The 22,141-nt window shown below is 46.1% G+C and carries 21 protein-coding genes and 1 CRISPR repeat array (1 of these 22 running past the window's edge); of the genes, 15 read left to right on the top strand and 6 right to left on the bottom strand.

Annotated elements, in window-relative coordinates; genetic code table 11:
- Positions 1–941: direct repeats of the CRISPR family, unit length 32 nt; unit sequence GTTTCAATCCCCGTGAGGGGAAGTGGTTGATT; it reaches 37 nt to the left of the window's first position.
- A 294-nt stretch (positions 942–1,235) separates the two neighbouring features.
- A complete protein-coding gene (locus DXZ20_RS23535) occupies positions 1,236–2,660 on the bottom strand; it encodes a TIGR03985 family CRISPR-associated protein (RefSeq protein WP_163701258.1) in 1,425 nt (474 codons plus the stop codon).
- 178 nt (positions 2,661–2,838) lie between these two features.
- Here DXZ20_RS23535 and crn3 point away from each other — a divergent pair, with 178 nt between their 5' ends.
- The 8 genes from crn3 to DXZ20_RS23495 all read left to right on the top strand — a co-directional run bounded on the left by crn3 (position 2,839) and on the right by DXZ20_RS23495 (position 11,150).
- A complete protein-coding gene (gene crn3, locus DXZ20_RS23530; protein ID WP_163701255.1) occupies positions 2,839–3,768 on the top strand; it encodes a CRISPR-associated ring nuclease Crn3/Csx3 in 930 nt (309 codons plus the stop codon).
- Positions 3,769–3,881: 113 nt separating this feature from the next.
- A complete protein-coding gene (cas10, locus tag DXZ20_RS23525; protein ID WP_163701252.1) occupies positions 3,882–6,275 on the top strand; it encodes a type III-A CRISPR-associated protein Cas10/Csm1 in 2,394 nt (797 codons plus the stop codon).
- The gene (gene csm2, locus DXZ20_RS23520) at positions 6,265–6,753 is read left to right on the top strand and encodes a type III-A CRISPR-associated protein Csm2 (protein ID WP_163659058.1); all 489 of its coding nucleotides are present in this window, start codon (positions 6,265–6,267) and stop codon (positions 6,751–6,753) included. Before cas10 ends, csm2 begins: the two co-directional genes overlap by 11 nt.
- A 2-nt stretch (positions 6,754–6,755) precedes the next feature.
- A complete protein-coding gene (csm3, locus tag DXZ20_RS23515) occupies positions 6,756–7,730 on the top strand; it encodes a type III-A CRISPR-associated RAMP protein Csm3 (protein WP_163659059.1) in 975 nt (324 codons plus the stop codon).
- Between the two features lie 3 nt (positions 7,731–7,733).
- On the top strand, positions 7,734–8,840 hold the full coding sequence (gene csm4 / locus DXZ20_RS23510) for a type III-A CRISPR-associated RAMP protein Csm4 (protein ID WP_163701249.1): 1,107 nt from the start codon (positions 7,734–7,736) through the stop codon (positions 8,838–8,840).
- Between the two features lie 37 nt (positions 8,841–8,877).
- On the top strand, positions 8,878–10,146 hold the full coding sequence (gene csm5, locus DXZ20_RS23505) for a type III-A CRISPR-associated RAMP protein Csm5 (protein ID WP_163701246.1): 1,269 nt from the start codon (positions 8,878–8,880) through the stop codon (positions 10,144–10,146).
- Positions 10,147–10,149: 3 nt separating this feature from the next.
- A complete protein-coding gene (gene cas6, locus DXZ20_RS23500; protein ID WP_163701243.1) occupies positions 10,150–10,935 on the top strand; it encodes a CRISPR system precrRNA processing endoribonuclease RAMP protein Cas6 in 786 nt (261 codons plus the stop codon).
- Positions 10,936–10,946: 11 nt separating this feature from the next.
- Entirely contained in the window at positions 10,947–11,150 is a 204-nt protein-coding gene (locus DXZ20_RS23495; RefSeq protein ID WP_163701241.1) for a hypothetical protein, read from the top strand.
- Between the two features lie 240 nt (positions 11,151–11,390).
- Here DXZ20_RS23495 and DXZ20_RS23490 read toward each other — a convergent pair whose 3' ends face one another.
- Positions 11,391–12,143, bottom strand: a complete 753-nt coding sequence (locus DXZ20_RS23490) for a CRISPR-associated protein (protein WP_250565894.1) — start codon at positions 12,141–12,143, stop codon at positions 11,391–11,393.
- Between the two features lie 440 nt (positions 12,144–12,583).
- Here DXZ20_RS23490 and DXZ20_RS23485 point away from each other — a divergent pair, with 440 nt between their 5' ends.
- Positions 12,584–12,877, top strand: a complete 294-nt coding sequence (locus tag DXZ20_RS23485; protein WP_163701235.1) for a Calvin cycle protein CP12 — start codon at positions 12,584–12,586, stop codon at positions 12,875–12,877.
- A 190-nt stretch (positions 12,878–13,067) separates the two neighbouring features.
- Here DXZ20_RS23485 and DXZ20_RS23480 read toward each other — a convergent pair whose 3' ends face one another.
- Together DXZ20_RS23480 and DXZ20_RS23475 are read right to left on the bottom strand one after the other, a co-directional pair.
- Positions 13,068–14,222 (bottom strand): ATP-grasp domain-containing protein, encoded by a 1,155-nt coding sequence (locus tag DXZ20_RS23480; RefSeq protein WP_163701233.1) that lies wholly within the window; start codon positions 14,220–14,222, stop codon positions 13,068–13,070.
- A gap of 160 nt (positions 14,223–14,382) precedes the next feature.
- Positions 14,383–14,991 (bottom strand): hypothetical protein, encoded by a 609-nt coding sequence (locus DXZ20_RS23475; protein WP_163701230.1) that lies wholly within the window; start codon positions 14,989–14,991, stop codon positions 14,383–14,385.
- A gap of 1,178 nt (positions 14,992–16,169) precedes the next feature.
- On the opposite strand from DXZ20_RS23475, the gene DXZ20_RS23470 reads away from it, so the two are divergent.
- Positions 16,170–16,406 (top strand): DUF2811 domain-containing protein, encoded by a 237-nt coding sequence (locus DXZ20_RS23470; RefSeq protein WP_163701227.1) that lies wholly within the window; start codon positions 16,170–16,172, stop codon positions 16,404–16,406.
- A 262-nt stretch (positions 16,407–16,668) separates the two neighbouring features.
- Here the strand turns inward: DXZ20_RS23470 and DXZ20_RS23465 are convergent, their stop codons facing one another.
- Positions 16,669–17,049: a hypothetical protein gene (locus tag DXZ20_RS23465; RefSeq protein WP_163666156.1), complete on the bottom strand. Its 381-nt coding sequence runs from the start codon at positions 17,047–17,049 to the stop codon at positions 16,669–16,671.
- A gap of 60 nt (positions 17,050–17,109) precedes the next feature.
- On the opposite strand from DXZ20_RS23465, the gene DXZ20_RS23460 reads away from it, so the two are divergent.
- From DXZ20_RS23460 to DXZ20_RS23440, 5 genes are all read left to right on the top strand, one after another.
- A complete protein-coding gene (locus DXZ20_RS23460) occupies positions 17,110–17,793 on the top strand; it encodes a response regulator transcription factor (protein ID WP_163701224.1) in 684 nt (227 codons plus the stop codon).
- Between the two features lie 5 nt (positions 17,794–17,798).
- Positions 17,799–19,079 (top strand): sensor histidine kinase, encoded by a 1,281-nt coding sequence (locus tag DXZ20_RS23455; RefSeq protein ID WP_163701221.1) that lies wholly within the window; start codon positions 17,799–17,801, stop codon positions 19,077–19,079.
- 84 nt (positions 19,080–19,163) lie between these two features.
- Complete coding sequence (locus DXZ20_RS23450; protein WP_163701218.1) at positions 19,164–19,502, top strand: NirD/YgiW/YdeI family stress tolerance protein; 339 nt, start codon at positions 19,164–19,166, stop codon at positions 19,500–19,502.
- Between the two features lie 58 nt (positions 19,503–19,560).
- Positions 19,561–19,923 (top strand): DNA-binding transcriptional response regulator, encoded by a 363-nt coding sequence (locus tag DXZ20_RS23445; protein WP_163701215.1) that lies wholly within the window; start codon positions 19,561–19,563, stop codon positions 19,921–19,923.
- Positions 19,924–19,930: 7 nt separating this feature from the next.
- A complete protein-coding gene (locus tag DXZ20_RS23440) occupies positions 19,931–20,893 on the top strand; it encodes a cupin-like domain-containing protein (RefSeq protein ID WP_163701212.1) in 963 nt (320 codons plus the stop codon).
- 262 nt (positions 20,894–21,155) lie between these two features.
- On the opposite strand, the gene DXZ20_RS23435 is transcribed toward DXZ20_RS23440, so the two are convergent.
- Positions 21,156–22,058: a hypothetical protein gene (locus DXZ20_RS23435; protein ID WP_163701209.1), complete on the bottom strand. Its 903-nt coding sequence runs from the start codon at positions 22,056–22,058 to the stop codon at positions 21,156–21,158.
- Between the last annotated feature and the right edge of the window lie 83 nt (positions 22,059–22,141).

Below are 22,141 nucleotides of genomic sequence, written 5' to 3'. Positions count from 1 at the left end.
CTGGACCATAAGCGACAAAGCTCACAAGCAAGCTGTTCCAATCCCCGTGAGGGGAAGTGGTTTATTGTGACGCCGTGTCTATCCCACCCTTTGCCGCTGTGGATTGTTTCAATCCCCGTGAGGGGAAGTGGTTGATTTTGACCTGTCTGCACTATGGTTTTGGCGGCTCCATCTTCCAGTTTCAATCCCCGTGAGGGGAAGTGGTTGATTGTGACGGCAGTGCAGCTAGCCTCACCAATCAAATAGAGAGTTTCAATCCCCGTGAGGGGAAGTGGTTGATTGTGACGACAATTTTATCTATTTGTTCTGCGCTAAAGGTTTCGTAGTTTCAATCCCCGTGAGGGGAAGTGGTTTATTGTGACAAGATTAACTATCACGTTTCTGGACAGGACATCATCGTTTCAATCCCCGTGAGGGGAAGTGGTTGATTTTGACGCCAATCTAGCACCTAACACGGTTTCTAGCCTTAGGGTTTCAATCCCCGTGAGGGGAAGTGGTTGATTGTGACGTACTCAGAAACGCGATAACCGACAGAGGCTTTCTTGGACGGTTTCAATCCCCGTGAGGGGAAGTGGTTGATTGTGACGGGATAAGCCCTTAAAGTCTGTCCTTGACTATGAGTTTCAATCCCCGTGAGGGGAAGTGGTTGATTTTGACACGCAGCGGGTAGCAGCCGCCAAACTGAAAGCAATTGTTTCAATCCCCGTGAGGGGAAGTGGTTTATTGTGACTCGCTTCATCCAAGTGAGCGTTCGTAATTTCTCGGTTTCAATCCCCGTGAGGGGAAGTGGTTTATTGTGACCGACCAGCATCCCGATGTCGCATCCAGCCTCCATGTTTCAATCCTCGTGAGGGGAAGTGGTTTATTGTGACGTAGGCATCTGTGTCGCCAGGCCGGGTAAACATTGCCGTTTCAATCCCCGTGAGGGGAAGTGGTTTATTGTGACGGCAGCCCATTGAAACGTTGGCTGCATTTAGTTTTCAAGGTACATTTGAGCGAACCTACCCCATTATAGTTCTCAGCCCAGTAAATGTGCACTTCTTCAAGGTACCTTAATCCTACGAAACATTGAACTGATAACCCTTCCAGCCCTTGCGCGGATCTCAAAGACAAGCAAAAAGCCACTAATCCGCTCTGACAAAGCTTTTCACCCCCTTTATTCAGCCTGCCACAGAACACAGCCCCACAGTCGCGCAGCCGATGACAGCACCAGACATTGCATTAGTTTAGCCCCATCAACCCTGATAATGCCTCAACTCAGCATCCACCTCTGCCTGCATCCGTTGACGTAATGCCAGGGGGGCAATCACCTCACCTTTAGGCCGCCAATCCCGGAGCCGCATCACAATATTAATATCCCCCAGGCGTATCCAAGCCCGATAATAAGCATCCTGCGGATTGCGCCGAGCTAAAATATCCAGCACTGTTGCCTGCTCGTCACTATCCCCGATCGCCTGTTTTATTAACCCTGGCAATGCTTGATAGTCAACCGGCTGAAAAGTAGAATGTCGCTCAGTCTGCTCAACATACCACCGAGCAAACTCAGACGGAAAACGCATAATTAATAACCGACGAGGTAAATAAAAATTAAACCCCCAGGCCTGGTCCAAAGCCGCATTCACATTTTCTGACGTTGGTAATTGGCCCATGCGCCGCATCGCCCGTAGCGATTCTGGGACCTGGGGGTCACCCCAGACAAACACCGTCAATCGAGATGATGTAATTCGATCTAACCGGTAATTATGCCAACCGAATACACCGGTTGGATCATCACCATAGGCACTGAGATATTTAGCCCGTCGAGAATAATGTAAACACACCGGATAAACCGTAATCGGTACAGTGTCCTCCGGGCTACGCCAATAGTTAAACTGAATAACACCGCCGCCACTGCGCCATAGCTGTTCGATTTGTTCTTGCAGTGTATCCACCTGCTCCTGCATCGCCTCCGACAGGATGTAATCTAGATGGATAAAGATACGCCGCTCTGGCTCTACAGTGGTCACTGACTGTTGACTGGTCAGCTGTTCCCACAGAGATTGCACAATTACATTTAGATTGGGCTGCACAAACGAAATCGACTCTAGCGATCGCAATACCTCCCAGGTCTGTGCTACTGACAAATTACCCAACGGCATGGGTGCCTGCATCTGTAGCTGCGGCCAATGATGGGGCTCAAGGGTACGAAACCGTCCCTTACTCTCCCCAGCCAGCCAGCCCAGATCGGCCAAATGGGATAAGTCATTGCGAATCGAACGATGCACGGTCGCGAATGGACAGGCGGCCAAAGCGGTGTCTATGGCCGCTTTTGGTAGATGGCTCAAACACATAATTTGTTGCTGCCAATCTATTAACGAAAAGGCAGGATCACTGTCCATTAACCAGGTTGCTAGGGAACGCTGGCAACAACAATCAAGGTCGCAATGGGCAGTTAGCTCTGGTACCTTCGCTGTTTCACTACGGCCATGGCTTGGTGCAAAGAGAAGAGTGCGCAAATCACCATAGCGAAATGGCTGTGGTAGCTGCTGTGCCCAAGCATCAGGTCCATATAGCTGATGCAGCAATACCCACAGGCGTACTGCCCGTAACAGTCGATCTGCTAATCGTCCCTTGGCTAATTCATGTAACAGTTCAGGTGTAGGTAAGTAGTTAAATACCATCACAACTTTAGCGAAAGCTGGTTTTGAAGCCCCCTCTTCTAAAGTGTATGCATAATTGGCAAGAGGAAACCATATAACGAGATTAGTGGTGAAAAGAATCCACAATGCATCTGCTACATCTCAATGACATTAAAGTGTTGTGTTTCTATATCTAATGTTTGCCTTTGGAGAATGATCTGTGGCCGATGCTTCGATTCAACTGACGCTGAGCCATCATCAAACGACTCAGGGATTGGCGTATCAGTTGGTAACTATTGAGTTGGTGAGTCGCGATCGCATTATTGAACCGCAAGAGTTAGCAACATTGCGTTTACCGGCGGGTCTAGATCCACGCAAGGGTGTGGTGCTCTCTGGGCGTGCTCCGGTCTGGCTCTATGCGTATCTGGTGCATGAATGTCATCCGACGGTGTGGGTTGCTTGTTTTGACCCACGATTGGGGGCGGTTGTGACGACAACTCATTCTAAACTTGTCAGTGTTGGGCAGGTGCTCCCGCTTGAGGATTTAAATTTGGGAGTACCGTCTATTCAACCTGATAAGCTGGGGCCTGCTCTATTGGTGGTGGGGCCGCCGGACAGTGGCAAGAGTGTTTTGTCTCACCAGTTGTTTGTAACTTTGGTTAAAGATTATCCGGATGTGTATTTGCAACGCGCTCAATGGGATGGTGAGGGTAATTGGACATTAGAGCTGCCGGAAAATGCATCCGAGCGAGAGGCATTTAAGTTGGCTAACAAAGGCACTCTGACAGAGCGATTTTTTCCTTATCAGGGGCAGGCGATTCGTAACCTGCGGCAACAAAAGTCGTTGGTGATTGTGGATGCTGGGGGAATGGTGCAACCGGAAAAGCAATCGATTCTGGATGCTTGTACTCATTATTTGATTATTAGCTCAAAGCCTGAAGAGATTGAGCCCTGGCATAAGTTTTGTGGAAATCAGGGGAATTTACAGCCGATTGCAGTGATTCACAGCACGTTAGAGACCATGATCGAAGTGTTGCAGCGTGAGCCGTTTTTGGAAGTGCGTTGTGGACCATGGGTACAGGGGGAGACCGATGGAGTGCCCGAAGTGCTGGTGGAACAGGTGCGAGCACTTCTACAGGAGTCTCTATGAGTGCGACTATTGACAAAGTCGATTGGTAGCACAACAGAAATCCGCTTACCGTGAACTGGCACAAGGCAGACAAGATTTTCTGTGGATAAAGACAGTAATGAGAAATAATCATAATGAGTGCAATCTCTAGTCAAATTGCTTTACAAGTATTTCAGCAGGCTTTCCTACGGTTGGCAAAAGAGGTCAACTCTGACCTATCCTATCCAGTATCGTCAGCTTTTGAATCTTCTATTCAAAAGTCACAAGACCATTTTCGCTGGCCTAATGAGCAGTCAAAGCTGTCTCCTCTACGTCTTATTTTTGATTCAATCAAATTAAAGAACGGAGGGGGAGGTGAGAACTTTTGGCCTGCTTGGAAGATTGTAGATACAGACCCACTGGTTCCTTATCCCGTTAGCAAAATAAAAGCAACGTCAGACCTTGAAGCATTAAAGCTCGAAATCAAGAATGTCTTAGATGCCTTAAATACGAATGAAGATGATTGGAAAAATCTTTCACTACTTAGCCTAATTTTAGAGAAATATGGCTCTTATGTAAGTTTTGGAGAATCAGACGCTTCTTTTTTTGATCTGGTTAAGATGACAGCAGCTGTGGCGTCTGCCTCAGGAGATACACTAAATGCTAAAGACCTCTGTTTAATAGCTGGTGAGATTTCCGGTATTCAACCTTTCATTTACACAATTGCTTCCGATGGAGCCCTCAAATCTCTTAGGGCCAGAAGCTTCTTACTAGAGTTGATTACAGAAGAAGTTGTGCAACAGCTTCTATCTCAACTTAAGTTGCCACGTACTAATGTTATTTATGCAGGTGCAAGTAAATGCTATATCCTCGCACCTGCTCATGACTCGGTAAATAAAACTGTTACTGCGATTAAGGATGCCTTTAACAATTGGTTTTTAAAGGAGTATCAGGGCAGAATATTTTTGGGTTTAGATAGTCACTGCTTTCCTGCCTCAGATGTGGGATTACCAGTGTTTGCTAACCATTGGCAGACTGCCATTAAACTTCTGCATCATCAAAAGAATCGAAAGTTTGACACTCAAATTTCAAACCTTCTCAAAGCGAAAAATGCTCATGAGCCTTGTAAGGTATGCCACCGAGATGACGTTAAACGTTTGGCTAATTTAAACAAAGATGACCCAACATCTGTGAATGCCTGCGAAACCTGCAGGCGAATATTCCGCCTCGGCAGACAGCTTTTGCAAGTTAAGGCAATTGTGCGATCTCAAAAATCACCCATTACACCTACCCGACTACGTTTCAAACTAGGCTCGGGTAGGGTCTTTTACAACTTATTTGACTCACCTGAAGAAGCTTTAAGAGCTGCAGATGGTAAACCAATATTGCTAGTGAATAACTGGGATATTGAATACTACAAGACTAGTAATGTTTACCCACTATTGTTAGGAAACTATGCCAAACCCAGTAAAAGTGAATTTGATGACACAGCAGACATACCGAAGGCCAGCTCTATTACAGCAGCTGAGATGGCAGATCAATCTAAAGGAATTAAACGAGTAGGATATCTGCGTATGGATGTAGATCGGTTAGGACAGATTTTTGCCAATGGCTTGAACAAGTCATATACATTGCCAAAACTGTCTGGCCTTTCTCGGCAAATGAGCTACTTCTTTAAGGTATATCTCAATAGCCTTGCCAAAAAACGTTCTGCTAACCTACCGAAGGATTATAGACAGTTGACTAATCCAACTATAAACGCACCACCAGTTGCTAACGATAATTTACTGTTTATTTATGCAGGAGGTGATGATCTCTTTGTTAGTGGTGCCTGGAATGAAGTTGTAGAGTTTGGCTTTGATGTTTATCAGAGCTTTAGAGCTTACACTGGTCAACATTCAGGTATTACCCTCTCAGGCGGCATTAGTTTAAGTGTCCCAAAATATCCGTTATATCAATCAGCGGATGACTCTGGTGATGCTGAAAGTACCGCTAAGGGGAACGGACGCGACAGCCTAACGCTGTTTGGTCAAACTTTCAAATGGCAACAATGGCTTGGTTATGAGGACACCAAAGTATCGGATATATCTGTTATTCCTGACAAGATTAGAAGTTATCTCAAGGACGACAGTTTACTTGAGTTATATGGCATCTTGCCGTTTGTAAATATTCTTAATCAGGTTAACAATCTACCCCATAGCTTTGTACAAAACTTACTAGTGACTGCTCAGTTACAAGAACAGCATGTAAAAGCTAGAAAGGAAAAGACCAGAAAAGCATTGAAGCAGCCAGCTAATAACACTGACAAAACTCAACTTAAGGAGAAAATGCGAGAAGATATTCGAGACATTCAATATTTTTTGCATCTGCCTAGGGTGGCGTATACGCTGGCTCGGTTACCGAACTCAACTCAAAAAGCTCAGGATATGAAAAGAGTGACTAGCTCACTTAAAAGTCCATATAATGCACCTTACTTTCGTGCGATCTCAACCTGGCTAGATCTTCTCAATCGTTCTTCAAATCAATCCAAAGGTGACAATGTCAGATAAACCCAAGGTCAAGCACCCAAATGGGCCTAAGCAAAAACCTAGAAGTAAAGATTCAACTGATGTGGTTGAGCGCATCATCAACACAATTAACAGCTTAGACTCAGGCTTGCAAAGTTATAATATTCGTACCCTGGTCGAAGATGCCAGCGATTTTGGTCCCTTCTTACGCAATCAGCGCCTGGAGACAAACCAAATTCGTAAGTTTTTAGATGCGATTAATCGTGTCAAAGCTGATCTGATCGGTGATGAACCTGGTTCAGGGCAAGAACCATCCAAAAGTTTTGTCGAAATTGAAGCTGATATTGTTCTTCTCAAACCTAAGCTCGCCTATGCCGCTGCTCGTCAACGAGCAGCAAAACCGTTGAGTAGCGTCATGTCTGCCGCCATTGACAAGGTTCACAGTCTAGAAGACTTCGAACGCCTGGTGCAATTCATTGAATCAATTATTGCTTACCACAAAGCTGCTGGAGGAAGATAAATATGAGTGTTGTTACTAAACCGCAAAAACCCCTATTGGGTAAGTTACGTATTGTCAGTACTTTAACCGCTGAAACCGGCCTACACATTGGTGGAAGTGGTGAGTCTCTCGATATTGGTGGCATTGACAAGCCAGTCATTCGAGATCCGATGACTCAACAGCCCTATCTGCCAGGGTCATCCCTCAAAGGGAAGCTGCGATCTACCCTAGAACGATTGCTCAACAAGCCGCTTAACCGACCGGGAGGGAGTGGCACTTATCGCTATGAAAGTGACGATGTTGTCGATGGTTATTCAGAAATTAGCAACGAACGCTATGTTGCCTTTGAAGGGTCTGCTACTTGCCCAGTGAGCCGTCTGTTTGGTTCAACAGGGAATAACTGTTGGATTAAAACATCAGATGCTGAAGCGGCTGAACTCAAAGATAATAACAGCCGCACAACAATTATCGAAAACGAGTCTTATACTCGTGTGAAAGGCCGTAATGCCCCTGCTCGTCTGATTGTTCGCGATTGTCACTTGATCGAAGAATCTGTTAAACAGCTGGCTAAAATTGATACGGGTCTTTACATGACCGAATGGAAGTTTGAGAATGGCATTGATCGGATTACGGCAGCTGCTAACCCCAGGCAACTAGAGCGAGTGCCAGCAGGAGCAAAGTTTACGTTTGAACTGGTGTATACCGTCGAGAATCCAGAGCAAGCGAGTGACGATATTAAGAATCTTGCGATCGCACTTGCGATTCTCGAAGACGATGCCCTGGGAGGTCACGGTTCACGCGGCTATGGCAAAGTAAGCTTTAGCAACTTTAAGTTCTACTATCGGGGCGTTGACCAATATCAACAGCTTGCCAGCGGTAATGTTGACTTTCTACAGCCAATCCTTGAACTAGACAATACCGCTGCTCTGCTCGAAAACTTTGGTCAGCTTACCGGAGCAGTTGAGCAGCGTCTGTTACCAGCAAGCGAGGCTCAGTAAACCATGGTGTATAAGCTTATCCGACTCAACTTTGGTCGCAGCCCTACCCATTTTGGTGAAACCGGCATTGGCCTAGAACAAACCAGCGAACGGATTCGTTCTGATGCTCTTTTTAGTGCTTGGATCAGCGCTTATGCTCGCTTATTTCCTGGTGATATCGAAACACTGCTCGATCAGTGTCAAACAGCCAACCCTCCGTTTCGACTAAGTTCCACTTTTGTCTATCGTCGGAGCCTCGATAAGCCAGATCAGTTTATCGACTACCTGCCTAAGCCAATTCAGCACCCGGCAGGTTATCCCTCTACCTCAGAACGAGAGCTAAAAATCACCAAAACCTATAAAAAGATTCACTATCTGCCCCTAAAAATCTGGCAGCGCTGGTACCAGGGCACCGGCTTTAGTAATGAGGACTATGATGCTCTGGTGGCCTATGGTGACGATCCAGACAACAAAATAAACGAGTTAGGTAAAGCGGGAGCCTTTGACTATAGCAGCGCCTTTAAGCGCTATAAGCTGCCCAAGGTCGCCATTGACCGCACCACCCGCGCCACTAATTTCTACCACACGGGACTCAATCAGTTTGACTGGAGTCCTGATAATCAACCTGAGCGCAAAGATGGTGTCACTAACCTGGCAGGTTTGTACTTTTTAGTTGATTTCAGAACTGCCGACGAAGCACTTAAAAACAAACTAATGGCCGCATTACACTTGCTAGGAGAAGACGGCATCGGGGGTGAACGCTCTAGCGGTGCTGGACGCTTTGAACTGTTGCCAGAGGAACCGCTATCATCTCTATGGACAACGGTGTTAAATCCTAAACTGACCTCTGACACATTACACCACAGCCTGATCAGTCTTTACTGGGAGAATCCGGTACCCGATGTCATGTTAGGGGATGCCACCTGTTACATCCTAATCGAACGGGGGGGCTGGATTGCGTCTCCTTTTTTTGGGCGACAGCTGCGTCGCAAGAAGGTGCATATGTTTGCTGAGGGGTCTGTATTTACTGGTAAACCTGATGGCAAACTAGCCGATGTTACCCCTGCACAGTTTAAGAAACATCACATCTATCGCAGCGGCATCGCCTTAAGCCTTGCAGTTCAGCCATAAGTTCCTTGTTATCATACTCTGTTATTGCATAAAGCCCATGGTCTCCACCAGTGTTCTCTCGAAACCCAATTTATGTGAGACTAGACAAATTCGGCTGACGAGCCGCTTATTACACATTGGTTCGGCGGTTCCGCAGCTAGGCCCATTTGAGTATGTGCAGACGGGTAAGTTTGTTTATTTATCTAAACCCGATGCCCTGGCGCGAGCACTACAGGCGCGAGGATTTCTCAATGACTATATTCAACGCATTCAGGACCAGGATGAAATTACATCTCTGTTAGAAAATGCTTTTGGGAAAAAGTGGTGGACGGCATCAGATACAGATGGAGAGCCATTGTTTCCAAAACATTTGCGTAGTTTGAAATGGGCTGATCGGGTAACTGAGCTACGTCCGATGATTCGCAATGGCTTCGGTCAGTTTTATATTCCCGGCTCATCGATTAAGGGAGCAATTAGAACTGCGATCGCATATCACCTGCTCAAATATGCCAACAAATACAATGTGCCAGGTCCGCAGCGTCCCAGCCAGATCGAACAGCGGCTGCGTCAGTCCATGGGAGAGCTAAAACGCCGGGCTAAGTTTGCCGATGATCCATTGTTTATGGAAACGCTCTTTTCAGACTTTAGTTTGCGTTATCAGGGACAGGCAATAAAAGCGAGAACCAGACCAAATACAGACTTTATGAGAGCTATTCAAGTGAGTGATGCCTCTCCCTTAATTGAAGAAAGAATTCAGCCGGAAGGCAAACGTCCGTTCTTTAGAAACTTACCGATTGTATCTGAGGTGGTGATCTCTAGCCATTACGGTAATAATCGAGCCAAATATCGAGCCTCTATCTATGCTGAGATGGTGCTCAATGTGCGATCTCACTTTACCCTCAGTCTTGACTACGAGATGCTGAAATGGTTTCGCCACAACCAGCAGATGTCTCTGCCGTTTAAATCCATTGAGGATGTTTTAAACATCTGCCGAGAATTTGCCCAAGACCAATGGGATTTTGAACATGACTATTGGGCCAATGTGAAAAACAATCCAGATGATCGAGGACAGGCGCTAGATTTTAACGATATTCGAGACATTTACGAACCTGAGCAATGCCCCCATACGCTGAGAATTGGTTGGGCTAGCGGTCTGATGGGAACAACAATTAACTTGCTGATACCCGATGACACGGTTGCTAAGGTGCGAGATACCTGTGGGATTTCAGCGCCTAACTTTGAAGCGCCCAAGTCACGTCGTACAGTGAAAAACCACAGAGGAGAAATCAGATATGTACCCGGCTGGGTCAAATTGGAGATGATGTAGCCAATGCTAATGCGATCTACCTGGATACTAAAACCTAAGGCAACAGCCACCCTGCCTCGCTCTTATCGACTGGAGCTGAGCAAACGGCTTCATACCCAAGCAGGCATAGAGTTGGGTAGCGAGACCATTCCTTCGACCACATTTTCGGGATTGTTGGGAAAAGCCCAGACAACTGGGGAGTTCATCGCCTTCAGCCCAGATGAGTTTTATCGGCTGTCACTGAGCGGTTTACAAGAATCTGCGTCAAAAGCAGTTGCTAATCTCGACCTGGGCGAAACGTTGGAGTTTCTAGGCGCAGAGTTTAGCATTCTAGACCGCGAAGATGATATTACCAGTTACGAAGTGCTTTACCACCAATATGTGGTGGACGAACCAGAACCCGAGCGTCAGCTAGCGCTTTCGTTTCTCTCCCCCACTGCGTTTTCTCAAAATCGCACCTACTTGCCGTTGCCAGTGCCAACGTTGTTGTTTCGTAGCTGGTTAGAGCGCTGGAATCACTTTTCACCGGTTTATTTAGGTGGTGATGAACTGATTAGCTATCTAGGGGAAGCCGTAGCTCTATCTCGTCATCGCATTCAAACCCAGTCTTTTCCTATTTACAAAGGTAATGTGAGTGGCTTTGTTGGGACAGCTACTTTGAGTATTTTGTATCGAAGCGATCCGCTGCTAGCTCAGGTGGCGAACTTATTAGTTCATTATGGCCAGTTTGCAGGCAGTGGAATAAAAACAAGACTGGGAATGGGACACAGTCAGATATTAACTTCAGCAAACAGTATTGCAAGGAGCTAACAACAAATATCATGGGCGTTTTTCAGCTCATGGGTCTGGGTAAATCACCAGGTGTAATTTCAGCTCCCATATCGTATTTCTCCCATTGCTACAAACGATCTGACTGGCGGAATCCCATTAACTTTGCATTACAACTTGCGACAACATTGTCTGGTAGCAATGCCCGCATGTATTATATGCAGGCTCAAAACGCCGATACAGAAACGGAAAACTAATGCAGGGGTATACTCTTCAGATATTTTTCGGGAAGAAGTTCTCAACCCCCTATAGAAACGGATGTTGATCGTGGACAGTGAAGGTGTTACTCAATTGGTCCGCAATGATCAATCATCAAACCCTATAGGGAACGATGGAATGAGGTTCAGGAGTCTGCGATCGCAATAGAAACGTTAGCAAAACAAGTACCCTGGCTCGAACACCAAACTCTGTTGCTGCAGTAATGCTTAGGAAGCCTTTTAGCGCTTTGCTGATTTCACACTAGATCTAAGAGCAATCTCGATTGGTGTCATGGACTCATTCGAGCGATTTGGATTGACCGGCGTATATTGCAAAGGAGCCTTCGGAGAAAGGCTAGCCAGCACCATGCCGACCGAACCATGGGCCGTCATGCCAGTGTAATCAGCCATCACCTGCTGTGGCAACCAGCCAATGGGCAGCTGGTCATAAATGCGACGAATATGCTGAAAAAACTCCATCGGGTCATAGATATCATTCACATGAATCAGTTTGAAACTCATGCGATTACCAGAATACGTATCAGCAATTGCAACTGCCATGGCTTTAGTCTGGTCTGAATGCAGCAGCCAACAACGCTCTAAGCGATCAGCATGATGCTGGATAGCAACGCGACAAGGTTCCTCTCGACTGACCAGCAAAATCAAACCACGATGCTTGATGGGAGTGCGAGCATCAGCCAGCGTCTCAGGCTCCAGCTGTTTTAGACCTCTAGCAAATAACAGCACCGACAAGAGAAATATTAACAGGGAGCCGATCGCCAACTGGACAGCGGCAGCTAGCGCATTATTATCATTAAGGTCAGTAACCAGGGAAAACAAAACCTCCCAAACAGCACTTCCCAACACCGCTAGAAAAATAGACCCAATTAGAAAGGGCAACAAAGTTTCAGGATTAAAGAAAATAGACGCAGCTTTGGAAAAGGGCGATCGCATAGAATTATCTGACCAAACGATATCAGTAGGTGAACTCAAGCCTTGATAAGAGTTAAACAGGTTGTTCAACTGCCTAGAGCTTGCCCATGCAGCTGAGCTAACCGAAGCCCAACTCCCTAATTTGGGGGCCTTTGAATCTAGTTTCCCCAAAATTGGGTGACAGAAGGAGCCTGGATATCTTATAGCTAATTGAGACCATCTACTGACCCAGTCTACTCTCAGCTTGGAAGAGGGTTCTTCCAAGCCGATGGCTGACTAGAAGAGAGGGGGACATCCCAGTTTTGCGACAAACACAATTATCCCTTGCATTGTAGCCAGTCCCGTCAAGCAAGCTGAGCCGACTATTCTTTGTTTCTCGCCAATGCTGATAGGTAAAGAAAGCTAATGAGACATAGATGAAACTTATATGATTTTCGTCTACTCATTTACAGAGTTTATAGATAAGTTATAAACAGTTCACGATACACCCGGTTTTTACCATGTCTTACACGACTATCGCGACGACAACAGCGCCTTTAATCCCTATCTCTCTACAGCAGCCATCTTCTGATAGTTCAGCGTTTGCAACCCGCCTCAAAGCCGCATTGGAACATGCCCGTCGCCTAACAGAGATGCATGGCCCAAGAAGCATTGACGCGGCCATTGCTTGGGAAGCCGTAGAAGAACTACAAACGGCAAAGGCGCGCCAGCCACGGGTGAGCGCCAACGAGGCCTTTGCACGTTACTGCGACGAAAATCCCCATGCCCTTGAATCTCGAATTTATGACGTTTAGGTGATTCGACGTTCACGCTCAATTCGTATCTCGCTTTGCTAGCGCAAAACCTCTCAGTCCCTATCGATCGGTAGGGACTTTTTTTGCCTAAAAAAGGAACACAGTATTTGCAAAAGGTAAAGAACAGAAAAAAGCCCCGGCAGTCACCAGAGCTTTAGTTTACCTACTGAATTCAACAAAAATAGCCAGCTTATCTCTGCAATACTAACTGTTGGGTTGCCTTGGGTGATGGCTGTGTTACAAAGTCTCCATTTAATCGGGCCTTTAACTCCTGGTCTAGCGCAAACTGTTCCACCAGGGATCCCGCCAAGAGTACACTGATTTCACCAACTTTAATCGTGCCCCAGTTAATCAGAATGACACCTCGGCCTTTGTCTGGATCAAACGTAATATCAGTTAGATCAACATTTTGAAGTGAGCGCAACGGCGTTTTATAGGTAATGCTGCTCCAGCAAGGAATCTCCATTCTATGGGCAACGAGGGTTGGATAAGATGAACCATTAAAGCGTGGATTGCATTCAATCGCTAAATACTGCACCCCATCAAGTGTTGGCACAACGGCAACATCAACAGCAAAGATCCCCTGCATGCCATGTTCACCTAACCACATTGCTAGGGGCTCCATACTCTCCCAAGGCTCATGTTGAGACGGGTAACGGTTACCGCGATGGACACAGCCTTCTAAAATCTGCTCTGACACCAGTAAAGGTTGCACACCATCAGCGGTCACTCGATATTGCAAGTTCAAAAAAGCAGAGGCTTGAACTTCGGCTTGAATTTGCAGTGCTGCATCTGGAGCCAGTTGTGTAAATGCCCTTTCTAAAGCAGCTTGATCGGAGCAGCGTGTAATACCTGCACCATGATCTGAGACAGCAGGCTTAACATAGCAAGGAAATGGAATATCTGTTGCTGCTCTCGCCGCTGATAGATTGGCAAATCGCAACGTCTTAGGAACAGGTACACCTAAAGCTTCTGCTAATTGAATAAAGTTATTTTTAGAATTAATAAATTCAACAACTTCAGACCACTGAGGATTTAGGTGAGTAAAGAACTGACGATATTGATGGTGTGAATTGACCGCATCTCCAAAGAAATAAAATGAGGGCTCATACTCACCATGCCGATTGATTTCGTCTAGAGAATGTGACCAAATAACGTCATGGCTGTGAAACACCCCCACTTGAGCATAGTGATCCACAATAAATGCCCACTCTGACTGGAGATCAGGCGTCATCTGAATTTTGTCTTCTGGATGAGTCAAGGCAAGGACTCGCCCCGAAAAGAGAACTGTACCAGCTTCCTGGTCATGGGTACTGAGGGTAATATCATGGTTAAAAATTCTCATGGTTGCTCCTAAAACTTTTTACAACAAAAATCTTTTGAGGTGATCTGCGTTGTACCGAAGAGATTTGCCGACCAAGTATAAGCAACCGGCAATACCCTGTAGAAGAACACACAACTGAGTTTTTGAATCGTTAAAGTACCAGTGTTAACAAACGATGACACTATACACACTGAGTGACTTTACGCTTCTGCACAGTGACATTTAAACGGTGCTGATCAGGCCTGTACCCGGCCACACCTATCGCACGTTCAGGCAGCTGAGAACCTGAAAATTCAGAGACCAAGCGTCGATTAGTCTCTGACAGTAACTGAGACAACACTAAATGAACAGAGGGTTCACACGACTGCAATAGCTGGTTTACTGTTTGCAGTGCGAGCACCTTCAAATTATTCTGACCAGTAAGGTCTAATGCCCGATTGAGCCCAATTATTAAGGAATAGGGCGTCATTTCATTTAAGCTTTGTTGAGCCAACATCGGGATGTTTTGCTCAACAAAAAGCTCTTTCCTACACAGAATTTTAAGTAACGGCAAAACAATTGCACTACCAAATTTAGGGAATAGCTGAGAGAGTTGTTGGCGAGTCCCTGGAGATTGAGTAGTAATAAACAAATAAACTGATAGCCCTAGAAAATCTTCAAAATCATAGGCAGCAAGGCGTTCACCGACACCTTCATCATATGCGAGGGCATAAACTGCCAACCAGTCAGCGTGTTGGAGAGTGTGTTGACTATGCAGTGCAACAAAGCCTGAACCAATCAAAATAGACATGGACAGAAGGCTAGCTAGGCGCTAGTTTGAGTTTTGCCAGATAGTAAGCAGTAAAAAAACAAGTCAGACCATACGCGACACAAACGCTGTTTGTATCGCAAAGATGGGCTACCAACTCAAGAACCGAAGCGTTTGTCTAAGCAGTCAGAAAGATCGAACAGATAAAACGTGATACCTCACCATAAAACTTGAGGCAATTAAGTGTTTAGCGATACGCTTTTTAAGCTACTTAAGTTGTACAACCTATCAAATCGTATTGCAAGCTACATAATCAAAAAAATTGGCTGATCCGTCGTGATTTCCTGACATTTGAGATGGGGCTCCCATGGCTGAATAGAGACAACAACGCCCAACAGAAAGCTCCAGTCTCAACCGAGTCTAGTTAGTACTGACTCATTTAGCCTTGAACATTACGATCGCAGATGCAGCAAAGCCGATGACCCAGGCAACCACATGCACGTCTACTTCACCTGCTTTCTAACAGTGGACACAAGATACATGGACTCATCTGCGATCGCAGTGTTAACACCCAATACCCGTTTGCAGCTGCCCTGGAGTTCGATAATCGACTCAAAATGCTACGGGGGCAAATTGCAGTTCTCCACAGGAACTAACCTGTCAGTTGGTAATTTCTACACCCAGAGATTCATACAATCATTAAGGCGTATTTAAGGGCGAATTATCTTCTGAAAGAGCCTTATGGGCCAATACCCAGCATCCGGAGCATTTTGATGAAAATCAGCCAATCTAGGTAATTTTATCAAAATACATTTATTCATACTCACAGAAGTTTTCCCCAGGGTTTTCCTTGGTTTTTCCACAGGTTAAGTAGAGTTCTCCCCAGGGTGTTACGACTGATGAGCAGATCTAGCGATTCTGTGGAAAACGGTTAAGTATGGGGATCAATCTCACTTTATAAACGAATGTAACGAAAAAAATGTCTTAACCCTCTTGGTGTCGTTACCCCAAAAATCTCATTAGAAAAATATAAAGAATCGGTGCGCTTGCGAATTACCTCCTCCTCCTGCACAATAAAGCTCCACTGAATTAGGCGACCTAGTGAAGGCCTCCTTGCCCTGTGTCCCCGCTGCTGCTAGCCCCCATTTGCAGCACTTAGGTAAGGGTGATCTACTAGGCCCTGATTTGTTGTGCCCGTTAATTTAAGAGATATTAGATTTATGACTTCAGCTCCTAAAGCTTCAGCAAGTACAACAGCTCCAGTCACTGTCAGCCTGATGATCGAGATTCCTGAAACGCTACACCATTCAATACAAGATTATCTAAACACCCACGAGCTGTGGAGTCAGGAACGCGTTATGCAGGCAGCACTTTCTCTCTTTCTGATGCAAAATGGTGCGAATCAGCCCCATGTGAATAGACTTTACCTAGACAGCCTATTTGGCTGCACTGTATAGGGAGTGATCGACTACGTTGCACAGCTACGAGAAAATTAGCAGTGCCATCAATCACCTCAAGGTAAAAGCCTCTGTGGCGACCGAGGCTAAGGGGTGAGAACGCAGACTGGGTAACAACTGACAATTAAGCCCCATGGCAAAAGCCTGGCAGCATGCCGGGCTTTTGTGTTGTGGAGCTAACCCGCAACTTCAAGGCTCCATGATGGGAATTTTGATGCTGTTAGCCCTGGGTATGGCAGCCTTCTGCTTGTTTGGAAAAATCTTAATCAATACGATACCGAATCAGGCTACGTACTGTTTCAGGGAGAATGTCCAAATCCTGAGCAATCGCCTGCTCTATTTCGTCATAGTCTGCTAAGGGGTACTTAAATTCCATTTCTTGCAAAGAAGACCCGCCAATCTGTACTGATACCTCGGTTATCTGAAGGTTCTGGTCAATTTCTGCATCAATGGCCAGAACTCTCACCATAAAGGCAACATTCACTGTCTGCGCGCCTGTAGTGTCGATCGGAACCACGTCTGAACCACTTTGACCAAAAACCTGCCTCGTTAACCAGCCGCTGCTTAGCCAAAATGCAGCCCCAGTTAGCAGCATCGGTAGTCCAAATCCCAGGCTGATTTTGAGGGTGTTTCCCATTTGCATGGCTGCCGCCTCGGTATCTATTGTGAGTATACGACTCGTCTCCAAAGGATCGTACCCCCAATGAAAATTTTACTGGTCGAGGATGATGCAGTCCAGCTCCAACCGCTTCACCAAGCGCTCAGCAAAGCCGGGCATGGTGTCGATGCCGTAGTGGACGGAGAGACAGCCCAAAAGCTGATGTGCGATCGCACCTACGATCTACTCGTGCTCGACTGGATGCTGCCCCAGATCAGTGGACTAGCATTGTGTGAGCAGTATCGTCGTCTGGGCAAAACTACTCCAGTCTTGTTGCTGACCGCCAAAGATACAATTCTCGATAAGGTAACTGGACTCAATGCTGGTGCCGATGACTACCTTGTCAAGCCTGTAAACCTAATGGAGTTTCTGGCACGGGTACGAGCGTTAGGGCGGCGCTCTCCGCTGTGGGTAGGAGATTATCTATCATTAGGAGAGCTAGAACTAAATCTCGACACCCTAAAATTACAACACCAAAATGCCAGCGTTCAGCTTTCAGGGCGAGAGTTTCAGCTCATGGAATATCTGCTACGGCATCCTCGTCAGGTACTCAGCCGCAACCAGATTGAGCGAGCCTTATGGGAATGGGACATGCAACCCGACAGTAAAGCTGTCGCGATTCTGGTGCATCGCCTACGCCAACGTCTACAGTCTATCCAGGCTCATGGCTGGCTGCAAACTGTTTATGGCATAGGATATCGCTTAGCTATCCCTGAAACGGAGTCTTAGAGCTGATGTTCGAGCACAGTCGCCTTAACCTAGCTCGGTGGTTTAGTCTCTCCATGGGCAGTATTTTAGTAGTTTTTGCCGGAATACTCTATACCTGGAGTGCTCGCAGTCGTCTCTATTCTTTTGACCAAGAATTGTACAACACAAGCCAGGTAATTGCCTCTGGAGTGGAAGAAATCACCTTTGAAGCACAACATCATATCGACTTAGAAGACGCCCCCATCTTGGGCCGTGATAGCATCAAGCTGGATACTAATATCGTCTTTGCCCGGTGGTACACCCCTGACAAAAAACTGTTGCAGTTTATGGGAGAAATACCTACCCCTGTTCTGGAGACAACATTAGGATTTCAGACACTACAGGGCATTGAGTCTGCTCCATTGGAACCACTACGGCAGTTGACTCTGCCCGTTTATAGGGATGATCGACTGCTGGGTTATCTACAGGTGGCAGCATCTCTCACCCCGGTGATGAGACCCCTACAACAACTGCGCGTGTTTCTAGGCATCGGATTACCGATTACCTTAGCGGCCATTGCCGGCACTGGCTGGTTTTTAGGTGGCAAAGCGATGAGACCCATTCGCAATGCTTATCATCGGCTACAGCAGTTTACCGCCGATGCCTCCCACGAACTACGGGCACCTTTGGCTGCAATTATCAGCAATGCCCAACTTGGCCTGATGGAACCCACCTCCCCAACAGAGCAAACTAATTGCTTGAAGACTATTTCTATAACCGGAGAGTCAATGAGTACATTAGTGGGGCATCTCTTATTTCTAGCCCGGCACCAGGGTAATTTGCCTGCTGAAGTCTTTCAGCCCATCGATGTAGTTGCCCTACTAAAGACTATTAAAACTAACTATGCTCCTCGGCTAATGGCTCAGAACCTGCACTTTGACAGTATGCTCCCCGATGGTTCTGCAACAGTACAGGGAGAGCATGGCTTATTGCAGCAAGCCATTGCTAATTTGTTGGACAATGCCTGTCACTATACTCCGACAGGAGGAATGATTCGCCTGAAATGTCAAGTTCAAGCTTGCTGGATTGTTATTCAGGTTGAAGATTCTGGGATTGGTATTCCCGCAGCAGATCTACCTCATATTTTTGAGCGATTTTATCGAGTTGATCAGCATCGATCGCGGCAGGCAGGCGGGTTTGGCTTAGGACTAGCTATTGTGCACCAAATTGTTGAGTTGCATGGCGGACAAATTAAGGCTAACAGCCAACTGCAACAAGGCTCACAGTTTGAAATTCGGCTACCCCTAGCCGCTGATTATATCCCTTGAAACCTTCGTGTTACTTTTAGGCCACATCATAGAATCCAGATCTTTATTAGACACCGTTGCGAAGTAATCTGGAGGAGTTCAACCATGAAGACACTTTTATTGGGTGCAAGTGCTACCACCATAACTGTGCTAACCGGCCTAGCCATGCCGGGGATGACTCAAACCCAAACCACCGTTGAAACACTGCGTAGTAACAATATCGTCACACTGTCTGGAGAAGTGGTACGTCTGATGGGTGATGACTTTCTGCTTGATGATGGTACTGGACAAATTGAAATCGACGCTGAAACTAGCGCTATGCGCGAGGCAGCCATCTCAGTAAACACCACAGTTACTGTTACTGGCTATTATGACGATGACGAATTTGAAGCTCTCACCTTAACCCCCAATGGTGGTGAAACCATCCCTGTATTGGATGACTAATAAAGTCGCTTAATACAGCTCTTAATTTATAGCTACTCTATACGGTTGCGTTAGAGCTATGATTCGTGTGCTTGTCACGGCTAGCCGGCTACGCCTTGCCAAATTATTAGAAAAAGGGCTTCAGCTTCAAGGCTGGAACACTTGCGTTGCGACCACCTACAACGCTGTTATTGAAAAAGTGAAGCACACCCCTACCGACTTGGTGTTAGTCGATGCCGATTTCTTTCAAGCCGAGACCCTGCCATTGCTAGCAGTGCTCCAGCAGCAGAGGCTTCCCTTTGTTGTGATAGCTAAAGATTATCAAGTAGGGGGGCATGACCTGCGACAGGCCACCGCTGCTAAAGATATCTTTATCAAACCCTTTTCCACTAAGCATTTAATTACTGTTCTCAGCCAAAAAATCACCCTTGAAGAGTATTAAGCAGTCAGTGACTTCATCTAATTGTTCTGGTTTACGTTTTCTCGATCCAGTTCATCCAGAGTTATTACTTGAGGGATTTTCTTATGAATTAATTTACAAGCAGTACCTACAACAGGGAAGACCTCTTCTTATGAAGGGACTGTTAGAGAATTCAGATGGTTGGAGCCTTGAGTTTCTTCGCAAACATTTGGGCACACAACTGTTTCCTGTTCGCCAATATGGAAGAGAACGATATCAACAGGACAAGCGCCAATGGAAAGATATGGGCAGTGGCGTATCTGTTAGTAGTCTCACCTTTGAAACCTACGCTGATCTGATTCTCAATGGTAACGCACACAAGTACGATCTCTATCTCGCTAGATGCAGCCTTAAGGGAACATCTCTAGAAAAGGTTTCTGTACTTTCTCCAGTTGAACAGCTACTGAAGTTGTCAAATCCCGTTACTCCTGAAAATCTATGGTGTGGTCCTGCAGGACATACCTCTTGCTTACACTATGACCCAATGGATGGCACACTTGCTCAATTGGCAGGCACAAAGCAAGTCACATTATTTCCACCTTCTCAGCTCTACAATTTATATCCATTTGCCGTGTGGAATCACTTAATGCATGGGGCAAAACGTCGTGCTGTTTACAGTAAGGTCTATCCAGATAATCCAGATTTGAAAGTCTTTCCAAAGTTTAAAATGGCTATGCCTCATCGGATTGATATCACCCTCCAACCAGGGGAAATGCTCTTTATTCCAGCTGGTTGGTGGCATGAGATTACTTCTGTGGGCCATAGCATGGTTTGTTCGATCAACCGCTGGTGGAATGTACCACTCTCAAGAACATTTTCGAACTGGAGCAAGCTACGTGCCCATATTGGTAGCTTATTGGGAATACCACACACGTTGCTAAACTTTGCAGATGCGATGGCCTCATCGGATAGTCGCCAGCACAAGTTGAGGGCATTAATACAGCGCTTTTAGCCTGTTTAGATAGAACAGAAACAAGCTATGCAACAGGCCATTGACCCGCACTAAGTGAGCAAACACACACTAAAAACCCATGGGGATCACAAAAACTGGTTGGGAATGCACCTGGTATGGATTGAATCCCTATACACCAGAGAAAGAATTAGCTCTCCTATCTCTCAAATTCTCTTAAAGTACAGCCCCCCTGGCAGCGATGTCAGGGGATTTTTATGCAAAGCCTATGATTGTGATTAACACCATATAGGACTGCATTGAGTTACTGTGCAGCTGCCGATTCAATATCAATGGTGAGTTCATAGGTAGTAGCATTTTCTCGCGACCCACCAACAATCACCATATGGTCTCCCGGATGGGGCAACAGAATGGTTTCTTCTTTCGCTTTATTGGCCAGAATATAACGGCTCGGAGAAATCACATCAAAGAGCACATTGTTCTCCAGTGACTTGATGGACAAATTCATTTGCTCCCCCCCATCTACCCTCAAATAGTAAACATTCTGCTTACCCTGGAGAGCGCTATTGCTTAGCGTAATGGAGCTGGTTCCTGGTGCAAATCGGACTGATTCTGTCAGGCCAGTGTTTATGTCATCAAGCAGATCACTGGCTTCTAAACCATTGAAATCCTGAAAAGCTTGGCTAACTAACTGACAGTCCGTCAGGTTAAGCACATCTTTACCAATCGTGAGCGTATCATCTGTAAAGCTCCAGGTCTCATCATCCGCTTGAAAATCATGTTCACTCCAGGTAAATACCCGCATTTTCCCTTGATTATCGGCTAGCTTGCCTGAAAATGACTGGGCATAGGTGGCATAATTCCCTGCCTCATCATTTTGTGCTGCAGAGCGGGCATCCCCTTGAATGCTTTGGCGCTGATAGTCAATGGTCAAACGCAGGTTAGTTGTCAGGCGATCAGTGTCTAGTCGATAACATTGACGTTTAGGTCTACTAAAACCCGTAGCAGGTGAGTCTGGCGGTGTATTGGCCAATTGATACTCAGCATCAGACGTTTCGATATTCGATGGTTGTGTTGCAGCAGATGGGGCTGATTCTTCAGCTTGGCGACTCGTTACGACAGGGTTGCAACTGCCAAGCAAACTAGCGGTGAATAATCCGAGTAAAGTGATCTGTGCCTTCAACCGAACCATAGTAAGTAATTCCATAGTGACCGATCTGCCAATCCTACCGAGCCAGGGCCACCATTACCTGAGTAATAGGACTTAGATCAACCGGTTTAATCATGTAG

The organism is Adonisia turfae CCMR0081, from assembly GCF_011009555.1.
Classification (GTDB): Bacteria; Cyanobacteriota; Cyanobacteriia; order Phormidesmidales; family Phormidesmidaceae; genus Leptothoe; species Leptothoe turfae.
This window is presented reverse-complemented; position numbering and strand designations above follow the sequence as displayed.

Excerpts from the sequence above, each read along its gene's own strand:
- DXZ20_RS23535 (WP_163701258.1), bottom strand. The coding sequence starts at position 2,660 with ATGGTATTTAACTACTTACCTACACCTGAACTGTTACATGAATTAGCC.
- cas10 (WP_163701252.1), top strand. The coding sequence starts at position 3,882 with ATGAGTGCAATCTCTAGTCAAATTGCTTTACAAGTATTTCAGCAGGCT.
- csm2 (WP_163659058.1), top strand. The coding sequence starts at position 6,265 with ATGTCAGATAAACCCAAGGTCAAGCACCCAAATGGGCCTAAGCAAAAA.
- csm3 (WP_163659059.1), top strand. The coding sequence starts at position 6,756 with ATGAGTGTTGTTACTAAACCGCAAAAACCCCTATTGGGTAAGTTACGT.
- csm4 (WP_163701249.1), top strand. The coding sequence starts at position 7,734 with ATGGTGTATAAGCTTATCCGACTCAACTTTGGTCGCAGCCCTACCCAT.
- csm5 (WP_163701246.1), top strand. The coding sequence starts at position 8,878 with ATGGTCTCCACCAGTGTTCTCTCGAAACCCAATTTATGTGAGACTAGA.
- cas6 (WP_163701243.1), top strand. The coding sequence starts at position 10,150 with ATGCTAATGCGATCTACCTGGATACTAAAACCTAAGGCAACAGCCACC.
- DXZ20_RS23495 (WP_163701241.1), top strand. The coding sequence starts at position 10,947 with ATGGGCGTTTTTCAGCTCATGGGTCTGGGTAAATCACCAGGTGTAATT.
- DXZ20_RS23485 (WP_163701235.1), top strand. The coding sequence starts at position 12,584 with ATGTCTTACACGACTATCGCGACGACAACAGCGCCTTTAATCCCTATC.
- DXZ20_RS23480 (WP_163701233.1), bottom strand. The coding sequence starts at position 14,222 with ATGAGAATTTTTAACCATGATATTACCCTCAGTACCCATGACCAGGAA.
- DXZ20_RS23475 (WP_163701230.1), bottom strand. The coding sequence starts at position 14,991 with ATGTCTATTTTGATTGGTTCAGGCTTTGTTGCACTGCATAGTCAACAC.
- DXZ20_RS23470 (WP_163701227.1), top strand. The coding sequence starts at position 16,170 with ATGACTTCAGCTCCTAAAGCTTCAGCAAGTACAACAGCTCCAGTCACT.
- DXZ20_RS23465 (WP_163666156.1), bottom strand. The coding sequence starts at position 17,049 with ATGCAAATGGGAAACACCCTCAAAATCAGCCTGGGATTTGGACTACCG.
- DXZ20_RS23460 (WP_163701224.1), top strand. The coding sequence starts at position 17,110 with ATGAAAATTTTACTGGTCGAGGATGATGCAGTCCAGCTCCAACCGCTT.
- DXZ20_RS23455 (WP_163701221.1), top strand. The coding sequence starts at position 17,799 with ATGTTCGAGCACAGTCGCCTTAACCTAGCTCGGTGGTTTAGTCTCTCC.
- DXZ20_RS23450 (WP_163701218.1), top strand. The coding sequence starts at position 19,164 with ATGAAGACACTTTTATTGGGTGCAAGTGCTACCACCATAACTGTGCTA.
- DXZ20_RS23445 (WP_163701215.1), top strand. The coding sequence starts at position 19,561 with ATGATTCGTGTGCTTGTCACGGCTAGCCGGCTACGCCTTGCCAAATTA.
- DXZ20_RS23435 (WP_163701209.1), bottom strand. The coding sequence starts at position 22,058 with ATGGAATTACTTACTATGGTTCGGTTGAAGGCACAGATCACTTTACTC.